6 protein-coding genes are annotated in these 10,146 nt (G+C 72.8%); all 6 read right to left on the bottom strand.

The genetic code is table 11. The features are described 5' to 3' along the window. Positions 1 to 2,547 (bottom strand): AMP-binding protein (locus AOK24_RS11320; protein WP_159051841.1); only part of this gene is annotated, 2,547 nt, incomplete at its 3' end. Further along, positions 2,540 to 3,607 (bottom strand): GntG family PLP-dependent aldolase, encoded by a 1,068-nt coding sequence (locus tag AOK24_RS11315; RefSeq protein ID WP_079056764.1) that lies wholly within the window; start codon positions 3,605 to 3,607, stop codon positions 2,540 to 2,542. The genes AOK24_RS11320 and AOK24_RS11315, both read right to left, overlap by 8 nt. Beyond that, positions 3,604 to 5,886 (bottom strand): pyridoxal-phosphate dependent enzyme, encoded by a 2,283-nt coding sequence (locus tag AOK24_RS11310; RefSeq protein ID WP_055719935.1) that lies wholly within the window; start codon positions 5,884 to 5,886, stop codon positions 3,604 to 3,606. The genes AOK24_RS11315 and AOK24_RS11310 overlap by 4 nt, the downstream gene beginning before the upstream one ends. Before the next feature lie 56 nt (positions 5,887 to 5,942). After that, on the bottom strand, positions 5,943 to 6,863 hold the full coding sequence (locus AOK24_RS11305) for a GHMP family kinase ATP-binding protein (protein WP_055719934.1): 921 nt from the start codon (positions 6,861 to 6,863) through the stop codon (positions 5,943 to 5,945). Further along, positions 6,860 to 8,386 (bottom strand): argininosuccinate lyase, encoded by a 1,527-nt coding sequence (locus tag AOK24_RS11300; RefSeq protein WP_055719933.1) that lies wholly within the window; start codon positions 8,384 to 8,386, stop codon positions 6,860 to 6,862. The genes AOK24_RS11305 and AOK24_RS11300 overlap by 4 nt, the downstream gene beginning before the upstream one ends. A gap of 281 nt (positions 8,387 to 8,667) precedes the next feature. Beyond that, positions 8,668 to 10,119 carry an amidohydrolase family protein gene (locus tag AOK24_RS11295; RefSeq protein ID WP_055719932.1) on the bottom strand — a complete coding sequence of 484 codons (1,452 nt, stop codon included), beginning with the start codon at positions 10,117 to 10,119 and terminating at the stop codon, positions 8,668 to 8,670. Positions 10,120 to 10,146 lie beyond the last annotated feature (27 nt).

Raw genomic sequence — 10,146 nt, 5'->3', positions numbered from 1 at the left:
TTCGAGGGGCGTGCCGCCGGGGCGGGCGCCGTCGTGGGAAGCGCCGTCCGGGAAGGTGCCGTCGGCCTCCCAGTGCGTGAAGTCCAGCGGCAGGGCGCCGGGTTCGTGCACGATCTGGGTCCCGGTGCCGGGTTCGCCCAGCGTCGTCCGCAGCGCCGCGTGCCGGGCGATCACGGCCGTCAGCGCGGCGCGGATGCGGGCCGGGTCGAGGCGGCGGCCGATGCGCAGGGCGACGGGGAGGTTGTGCGCGGTGTCCTCGGGGAGCAGCTCGTGGCGGAACTGGAACTGGACCTGCCCCTCGGTCGCCGGGTGGGCACCGAGGCCGGCTCCTGCGGCGGGGCCGGAGAGGGCGGCGGAGTCGGCGGGGTCGGCGCCATCGGCTCCACCGGAGAGGGCAGCGGAGTCGGCGCGGCCGGTGAGGCCGGCGGCCGGTTCCCCGCCCGCCGGCTCCGGCGCCGTGCCGAGCGCCTCCGCGATGTCGTCCAGCGAGCGGTCGCCGTAGAACAGGCCCGTGTCCAGGCGCCGCCCGGACTGCCGCTCGATGCCGCCGCGCAGGGCGACCAGCTTCAGCGAGTCCAGCCCCAGGGCCGCCAGCGGCAGCGCGAAGTCCTCGGCGCCGGGCTCGGCACCCGCGTGGGCGGCGACGAGGCGGGCAAGCATGGCGCGGAGCGGCTCGGGGCCGGAGCCCGGGGCGGAAGCGGCGGGGGAGCCGACCGCGCCCGGCGCCGGAAGAGCGGGCGCCAGGGCCTGATCCCGCGCCGGGAGAGCAGCGGTTCCGGTCTCGCCCCCTGCCGGGACAGCGGGCGTCACGGCCTGGCCCTGCGCCGGGCGCGCCATCGGGTTCCTGGACGTGCCGAGCAGCCTCAGCCCGCCGTCCAGGAACCGTTTCCGTGTCTCGGCCCGCCGGATCTTCCCGCTGGACGTCTTGGGGATCGACCCGGGGTACACGAGCACCACGTCGGCCAGGTCGAGACCGCACTCGGCCCCCACCCGGCGCCGTACCGCCGCGCCCAGCGCCGCCACCGCCCCGGCGTCCGACCGCAGCCGCGCCACCGCGTCCCGCGCGGCCTCCGCGACGAGGACCACGCGCGGCTCCGCCAGTTCCGGCTGGAACGCCGCCGCGCAGCCCCGGCGCAGGTCGTCGGAGGCGGCGGACGCGAGGTTCTCGACGTCGTACGGGTAGAAGTTGCGCCCGGCGACGATGATCAGGTCCTTGTTGCGGCCGACCGGATAGAGCTGACCGTCGCGCAGCGCGCCCAGGTCACCGGTGCGCAGGAAGGTTCCGTCCCGTCCCTCGACGCGTGCGCGGAAGGTTTCCTCGGACGCCTCGGGGCGTTCCCAGTAGCCGCCCGCGACACCGGGCCCGCGTACGCAGATCTCGCCGATCTCCCCGTCCGGCAGGGCACGCCCGTCCGTCGAGCGGATCACGATCTCGGTGTCGACGGCGGCCCGCCCGCAGGAGACGACGTCCAGACGGTCGCCCTCGGACGCTTCGTCGAGCCGGCCGCTCTCCACCGCACGCCGGTCCAGCGACAGCGCCTCGTACCCGGCCATGGGCTCGGCGCCGGACACGAACAGGGTGGCCTCCGCCAGCCCGTAGCACGGGTACAGGGCGCCCCGGTCGAAGCCGTGCCGGCCGTACAGGCCGGCGAAAGCCTCCAGGGTCGCCGGGATGATCGGCTCGGCCCCGTTGAAGGCGATGCGCCAGGAGGAGAGGTCGAGGCCCGCGAGGCGCTCGGCGTCGTAGCGGTCCGCGAGCAGCTGGTAGGCGAAGTTGGGGCCGCCGGAGCAGGTCGCCCCGTACCGGGAGATCGCCTCGGGCCAGCTCAGCGGGTCGTGGATGAACGCGAACGTGTCGAGCAGCACCGCGCGCACGCCCAGGTACAGCGGCAGCAGCGCCGTACCGATGAGCCCCATGTCGTGGTAGAGCGGCAGCCAGCTGAGGATGACGTCGTCCGAGCGGACCCCGAACCCGGCGGCGATGGCCCGGTCGTTCTCGGCGAGGTTGCCGTGCCCGACCATGACGCCCTTGGGGGTGCCGGTCGAGCCGGAGGTGTACTGGAGGAAGGCGAGGTCGGCGGCGCGCGGCAGGGGGAGCGACGCGGAGTGCCCGGCCGCCCTGATCTCCTCGACGCTGTGCAGGCGCAGCCCGTCGGCGGCGGACCTGAGGTGGTCGAGGAGCAGGTCGACGGTGAGCGCGTGGGTGGGGCGGCAGTCCCGGACGACCGCCTCGATCCGGTCGAGCTTGGCGCCGGGGCGCGGCGGGTACAGCGGCACGGCGACCGTTCCGGCGTACAGGCAGCCGAGGAACGCGGTCAGGTAGTCGAGGCCGGGAGGCAGCAGGAGCAGGACGCGGTCGCCGGGGCGCGCGGTCGTGCGCAGGAACGCGGCGACCGACAGCGCGGAGCGCTCCAGCTCCCGGTAGGAGACCTCGGTGTCGCCCTGGGGGGAGGCGAAGACGTACGCGGTGTCGTCGGGGCGTACGGCGGCCCAGTGGGAGAGCGCGGCGGGGAGGGTGGAGAAGTGCGTGGGGGACTGTTCAGACACGGTGACCGGCACCCGCTTCCACCGGAACGCCGGCCAGGACGCGGGTGACGACCTCGATCGCCTCGTCGATGTCCTGCTCGCTCACCCCGCGATGGGTGACGGCCCGCAGCCGTCCGTGTCCCAGTTCCGCGATGGCCAGCCCGTGTCCGGCCGCTGCCCGCGCGAACGTCTGCCAGGTGAACCGGGGGTCGGTGACCCGGAACATGACGATGTTGGTGCGCGTCCGGGCGGGCAGGACGTCGATGCCCTCGATCCGCGCGAGCCCGGCGGCGAGCCGCTCCGCGTTGCGGTGGTCCTCGGCCAGCCGCCCGGCGTCCTCGATGGCGAGGATGCCGGCCGCCGCGATCACCCCGGTCTGCCGCATCCCGCCGCCGAGCAGCTTCCTGATCCGGCGCACCCGCCCGATGAAGTCCGCCGTACCGGCGGCCATCGAACCGATGGGCGCGGACAGCCCCTTGGAGAGGCAGAACTGGACGGAGTCGGCGTACCGGGCGATGTCCGCGACGGGTACGCCCGCGCCGACGGCCGCGTTGAACAGGCGCGCGCCGTCCATGTGCACCGGCACACCGCGCTCGTCGGCGAAGGCGCGTACCTCGGCGAGGTAGCCGAGGGGCAGGACGCTGCCGCCGGAGCGGTTGTGGGTGTTCTCCAGGCAGATCAGCGCGGGCAGCGCGAACTGCGGGTCGTCGGGGTCGTCGGGGAACCCCTGCGCGAGGTCGGTGAGCAGCAGGCGGCCGTCCGGCTGGGTGGGGACGGGCTCGTAAACGATCCCGCCGGCCACGGAGGCCCCGCCGGCCTCGTAGATGTAGATGTCGCTCTCGTCGCCGACCAGCACCTTCGTGCCGCGCGGGGCGTGCGCCATGATCGAGGCGAGGTTGGCCATGGTGCCGCTCGGCAGGAAGCAGGCCGCCTCCTTGCCGAGGGTGGCGGCGGCGAGTTCCTCCAGGCGATTGGTGGTGGGGTCCTCGCCGTAGACGTCGTCCCCGAGGGGTGCCTCGCCCATCGCCCGGAGCATCTCCGGGGTCGGCAGGGTGAATGTGTCGCTGCGCAGCTCGATCACTGTGCGTGCCCCTCTGTCGCTTCGTCGTCCGCGAGGACGACGGCCGTGCGGCCGACTGCGTCGGCCAGGATCTTGGTGACCTGTTCATGGGTGTCGCCGTGGGCGATGACGTGGCCCAGGCGGTCGTAGGCGTTGCGGGGCGGGCGGACCTCGGCGCCGGGCCGTGCGGTGACGGTCACCCGGTCGACGCCGTCGGTCTCGCGCGCCCGGCCGGTGCCGGCCAGCTCGGCGAGCGTCCCGGGCCGGTCGGCCAGCAGGAAGTGGATGCCCGCGTGCCGGACCGGCTCGCGCAGCGGCTCGGGCGGCAGTCCGGCCGCGACCCGTATCTGCTGGTCGAGGAGTTGTACGCCGGTGGCGAGCTGGATCAGCTCGGGGATCATGCCCCCGGCGAGCCGCGGGTTGATCTCGATGATCACCGGCCCGTCGTCGGTGAGCCGCACCTCGGTGTGGGTGGCGCCGAGGGTGATCCCGGCCGCCGTCACGGCCCGGCGTACGGCGTCCTCGACGGCGGCGGCGCGGGCGGCGGGGAGCGGGGCGGGGAACACGTGCCGGTACTCCACGAAGTGCGGCAGCCCGGTGACGCTCTTCTCGGTGATCCCGACGCAGCGGGTCTCCCCGTCCCAGGTGAACATCTCCACGCTGTACTCGGGCGCGTCGACGTACTCCTCGATCAGGACGGTCCCGGCCGTCGGCATGTCCCGCATGTTGAAGCGGATGCCGAGGATCGTGCGGGCCTGCGCGAGGACCTCCTCCTCGCTGTGGCACAGCAGCACGTTGTTGGACCCGGAGTCGTCGGCGGGCTTGACGACGCACGGCAGCCCCACCGACGCCAGCGCGGCGGGCACCTCGGCGACGTCGCGGACGGCGACGGACCCCGGCTGCGGCACGCCGTGTTCGCGCAGCCGCTCCCGCAGCAGCGCCTTGTCCCGGCACACGGCGACCGCTTCGGCCCGGTTCCCGGGCATCCCCAGCCAGGTCGTCAGCTCGGCGACGGCGGGGACGTAGAAGTCGCTGGTGGTCGTCACCCCGGCCAGCTCGTCGCGCCGGAACGCGTCCTGGATGGTGCGGCGCAGCTCCGCCTGCGTGTTGGTGTCGCAGACGATCACCCGGCACCCCGCCTCCTCCAGGCCCGCGTACCGGGCCGGGGAGCTGGTCAGCAGCACCGGTTCGAAGCCCAGCCGCCGGGCGACGGACAGCGCCAGCATGCCCGTGCCGGTGGTGTTGGACTCCACGAACAGCAGGTGCCCGCCCGGCGGTTCGGGGTGCTCCCGCAGCGCGGCGACCGACCAGGCGCGCACGACACGGTCGAGCGGTACGGCGTCCGGGGTCTCGCGCGCCTCCAGCGAGGCCAGCTCCTTGCGGGCCCAGAACGCGTCGTCGTAGACGGTGTCGACGTACCGGTCGCCCCGGTCGGGCAGGATGCCCACGATCCGGGTGCCCGGCGCCGCCTGAGACGCCACGTGCATGAGGACCCGGTACACCGAGCCGGAGGTGTTGCCGGCGAAGACCTGCTGCTCGCGGGCGAGGGCGCGGGCCGACTCGAACGCCTCGCGGTCGTTGAGCCAGTGCACCTCGTCGACGACCCTGCGGTCGAGGTTCTTCGGCAGGAGGCTGTTGCCGAGCCCGCTCTGGAGGCGGCCCGGCACGTCCGGCTGGCCGAACAGGACGCTGCCGACGGAGTCGACGCCCACCACCCGCAGCTCCGGGCACGTACGCCGCAGCGCGCGGGCCGTCCCGCACAGCGAGCCGCCGCTGCCGACCGAGCCGACCAGCACGTCCACCGTGCCGAGGTCCTCCTCGATCTCCTCGGCGAGCAGCCGGTAGGCGCCCGGGTTGTCGGGGTTGCTGTACTGCTGGGGCCAGAACGCGCCGGGCAGGCCGGCCATCAGCCGCTCCAGCTCCTCCAGCCGGGCGCTCTGCCAGCCGTGGCTGGTCATGGCCCGCACGACGTGCACCTCGCAGCCGAGCGCCCGCAGCTTCGCCAGCGTGATGGCGTCGATCCGGGGGTCGGTGACGATGTGCACCGGGTGGCCCAGAGCCGTCCCCACCAGCGCCACGCCGAGCGCCATCGTGCCGGAGGAGCTCTCCACGATCGGGGCGCCCTCGCGCAGCACCCCGGTTCTGCGGGCCTCCAGGAGCATGCTCCGGGCGACCCGGTCCTTCATCGCGAACAGGTTCTGGAGCTCCAGCTTCGCGTAGACCTCGACTCCGGGCGCCGCGCCGCGCAGGCGCACCAGAGGAGTACGGCCGACGGCGTCGACCATGCTGTCGAACTTCACAGGAAAAATCCCCCGAGCAATATCGCGTTCGGTATGTCCGGCCGGTTCGTTCGCCTTTATGCGCCGGCGGTGCGGTAACTGTCCGGTCCCATCGACCGGTAGAGCGAGACGGAGCCGGGAAGCGCCTCGCAGGACTTTCTGGCATGGGCCAGCCGGTCCGCGTGATCCGGGACGTCGTCGCGCAGCAGAATGCCGAGATTCGTCCCGCTGTGGGCCAGCACGAGACCGAGCCCTTCGACCTCGTGGCAAATGCGCAGGAGGTCGTCGAAACAGTCCCGGGCGGCGAGCTTCGTGTTCTTCAGGGCACTGCGGGTGGAAACCCGGCCGACCGTTTCCAGGTCGCCGTGGCGCAGGGCCTCGCGCAATTCGTCCAGAAGCGCGCTGTATTCCCTGCGGTCGGCCGCGTCGAAAGGCTTGGGGGAGCGGTTGAAGAGGACCGTGTCGACCGTTCCGCCGATGTCGTGCGCGACGATCGTCAGCGGCGGCAGGAAACCGAGCCGCTCCTTCAGCCGGACCTGCCGGTGGTAGAAGGCCACGACGCCCTGGTACATGACGCCGTCCGAGGGCTCGACGTCCCGCAGCAGCGCCTCGATCTCGCTCTCCGTGAACCGGACGCCGAGCGCGTCCCCCACCGCGTGCGCGGTCGCCACCAGGTCGGCGGACGAGCTGGCCAGCCCCTTGCCCTCGGGGATCGAGCTGATCAGCGTCAGCAGTCCGCCGCCCTCGACGCCGTGGTCGCGCAGGACGCGCTGGGCGAGCCGGCGCGCCTTGTGCTTGTGCGCGGGCCTGACCGTGATCTCCCGCGCGCCGCCGACCAGCTGGAAGTCGGCGCGGGAGGTGAGGGAGACGGGGAAGGTGACGAGGAAGTCGAGGCCGTTCTCGTCGAGGACCCCTTGGAGCAGCTCGCCGAACGTGCCGTGGGCGTGGCCCGTGCCGGTGGCGGTCGCGTACTCCAGGGTCGTCTCGTCGGCGGTCACCGGGCGCCGCCCCTCGTGGCGTTTGCGCTTTGCTGGGAGCCGATGCCCAGCAGGCCGTCGGTGCGGGCCAGCGCCGCGTCGACCGTGCCGGCGCACGCGGCCCACTCCTTGTCCAGCTCGTCGAGCCGCCCCGCCTGCTCGGCCAGGAGCGCGCGCACGGCGTCCGGGTGCGCGGACCCCGGCGAGCTCTTGCGCAGCAGCCCCCGGCGGACGTCGAAGGACTCGGCGACGAGATGCTCGGGCCGGCTCAGCTCGAAGCCGCTGCGCTCGGCGACGGCCCGCAGCAGCTCGGGGTCGGCCTGCGCGGGAGGCAGGCCCCGCTCGACGCAGGCCGTGATGAACTGGCCCGCGACGACCTGCGCCCGGCGCCACGGCACGCCCTCGTCGAGGGTGAGCAGGTTGGCCAGCGAGAAGCCGCCCAGGTACTCCCGCTCGCACAGGGCGAGCGCCCGCTCCTCGCGGAACCGCAGGTGGTCCAGGACCGTGGTGAACAGTTCGAGGGTGGAGCACAGCGTGTCGAACGCGCCCAGGACGTGCGCGCCGGCCTCCTTCGACACCTCGACGCTGTTCGAGTACGCGGTGTTGCGCTGCCCGAGCACGGTGTCCAGGTGCAGCGACACCAGGTGGGCCGTCCTGCCCCGGATGCGCTCCAGCACCGGGTAGTTCTTCTTCTGCGGCATCGCCGAGGAGATCCCGGACAGCTCGTCGGGCAGCTCGATCAGGCCGTACTCGGAGCTGCCCCAGGCCATCAGGTCGGTGCAGAACCGGCCCAGCCAGGTGGCGGCCAGCGACAGTTCGGCGGTGACCTCGACGACCCAGTCCCGCGACGCGACCGACGCCAGGGCGTGCGGGTTCGCCGCGCGGAAGCCGAGCAGCCGGGCCATCTCCGCGCGGTCCCAGGGGATCTCCTGGCCCGCCATCGCCCCGGCGCCCAGCGGGCACAGGTCGATCCCCCGGTACGTCGTGAGGAATCGTTCCAGCGCGTGGATCACCCGGTCCGTCAGGGCCGCCAGGTAGAACCCCGGCGTGATGATCTGGGCGGACTGGAGGTGCGTGTACCCGGGCATCGGGGTGTCGGTGTGGGCCGCCGCGAGCCGGTGCGCCGCCCGGCCGAACGCGGTGAGCGCCCCGGCGGCCCGCAGCACCTGGCTCCGGCCGAACAGGAGCTGGGCGCAGGCCTGGAGGTCGTTGCGGCTGCGGTCGACGTGCCAGCGGGGCACGGCCGGGTCGAGGCGCTGCTCGACGTGGCGCTCGACGGCGAAGGCGATGTCCGAGTAATTCGCCTCGGGGTCAGCCTGGAGCCCTTCCGCGGTGATTCCGTCCAGGAGGGAACCGATACGCCGGGCGTCGTCCTTTTCGATCAGATTCATCCGGCTGTATTCGAGGGCCAGGACTTTCTCGATGGCCACGTACCAGGGCAGCAGATGTGCTGCCTCGTACCGGAACTGCGGTTCGAGGATTTCCCGGTGGAGCAAATCGCTGGGTGCTGCTGATATCCGGCCGCTGAGACGGTTGTCAGGCATGCGGCGGTCGTTCATGGAACCCCCGTAAACGCATATCGGTACGCGGTGCGACACCGAGGTTGTTCGCAGAGTGACCGTGGGTCAAGTGTGACGGATTTCACCCGGGGCGGGGGATTGGGTAGCGGAATCCAGCATTCCTGCTGTTCGGGGCCGGTCCCGGAGAGCGGCGCGGCCCCGAAGAGCGGTCGTTCTTGACGCGAACTTTTCGCAACAACCTGACGGACTCGACAGCAAGTTATGTGCAGCAGATCGTCGAGCGCTCATCATGGCTCACGATTCGTTCACGTGATCTTCATTGCGGCTTCCCATTCCGCGTCCGGAATCCGCGACCGCAGATACCCGAACGACTCCGCCGCCAGCCGCCGCGCCCGCTTCAGATCCACCCCGACCAGCTCGCCCCGGTGCTTGAGGACCCGGCCGTCCACCAGGACCGTGTCCACATCACCCCGGCCCGCCTGGAACACCAGGTGCCCCGCCGGGTTGTGCACCGGCGTCATCGCGACCGTGTCGGTGCGCAGCAGCACCAGGTCGGCGCGCTTGCCCACGGTGACCGAGCCGATCAGCGAGTCGAGGCCGAGCGCCCGCGCGCCGCCCAGCGTCGCGTACTCCAGCACGTCCGAGGCGCGCAGCGCGTTGTCCGCGACCGTCCTGCCCGCCTCGTGCGCCCGCAGGTGCGCCAGGGCCCGGTCCGCGCTGAGCGTCGAGCGCATCGCCGAGAACATGTCGCCGCTCCACCACGCGACCGTGTCCATCGACAGCGACACCGGGATGCCGAACTCCCGCGCCTTCCCGGTGGGCGGGTAGCCCTGCCCCGCGCTCGACTCGCTCTCCGCCGCCACCGACAGGTACGCGCCGCTCGCGGCGATCCTCCGGTACGCGTCGTCGCCCAGCGAACCCCCGTGGACCAGGGTGTACGACGGCGACAGCGCGCCGGACTCGGCCAGGAACCGGATCTGTTCGTCGCCGGAGAAGCCGAACACGCCCGCGTGCGTGGTCACCGGGAGGTCCCGGTCCCGCGCGAAGCGCAGCGCCCGCCTCGCGTCCTCGGTGTCGGACACGTCCAACGCGAGCTGGAGGGTGACCAGTTGGTCCGGGTTCCCGGTGAAGCGGTCGCGGATCAGCCGGTCCACGCGGCCGTCCGTCACCCAGCTCAGGTCGGGCGCGAAGGAGTTGCCGTACGCGTACCTGGCCCGGCCCGGGACCGAGAACAGCGCGTCCACGGCCGCCTCCGCGTGCTCCGGGGTGCGGGAGTTGTGCGACCAGTCGGTGACCGTGGTGACGCCGTCGTTCACGGCCTCGACCATGCCGAGGTGGTTCGCCGCGTAGATGTCCTCCGGGCGGAAGAGAGGGCCCCACTTCGTGACCATCCACTCGAAGTAGTTGCCCAGCGTCCAGTCCGCGCCCACGCCCCGCAGCGTGGTCTGCCACATGTGGCGGTGCGTGTCGACGAAGCCGGGAACGAGGAGGCCGCCGTGCGCGTCGATCACCGTGGCGGGGGCGGAGAGGTTCTTGCCGATCGCGGCGATGCGGTTGCCCTCTATGAGGACGTCCGTGTCGGGGAGGGTGCCCCGGTCCATCGTGACGACGGTGGCGCGGCGGATGAGGAGGGGGCGGCCGGCGGGTAAGCCGGGGGCGGCGGCCTCGGCCTGCGGCGCGGCGGCGAGGGAGGTCACGCCCAGGGCGGCGGCTCCCGCGAGGGCCTCGCGGCGGGTGGTCCCTGTCCAACTGGTCATGGGTGACTCCGTACGTTGTCGAGTGGC

It is taken from the genome of Streptomyces niveiscabiei (genome assembly GCF_001419795.1).
In the GTDB taxonomy this organism is placed as follows: domain Bacteria; phylum Actinomycetota; class Actinomycetes; order Streptomycetales; family Streptomycetaceae; genus Streptomyces; species Streptomyces niveiscabiei.
This window is presented reverse-complemented; position numbering and strand designations above follow the sequence as displayed.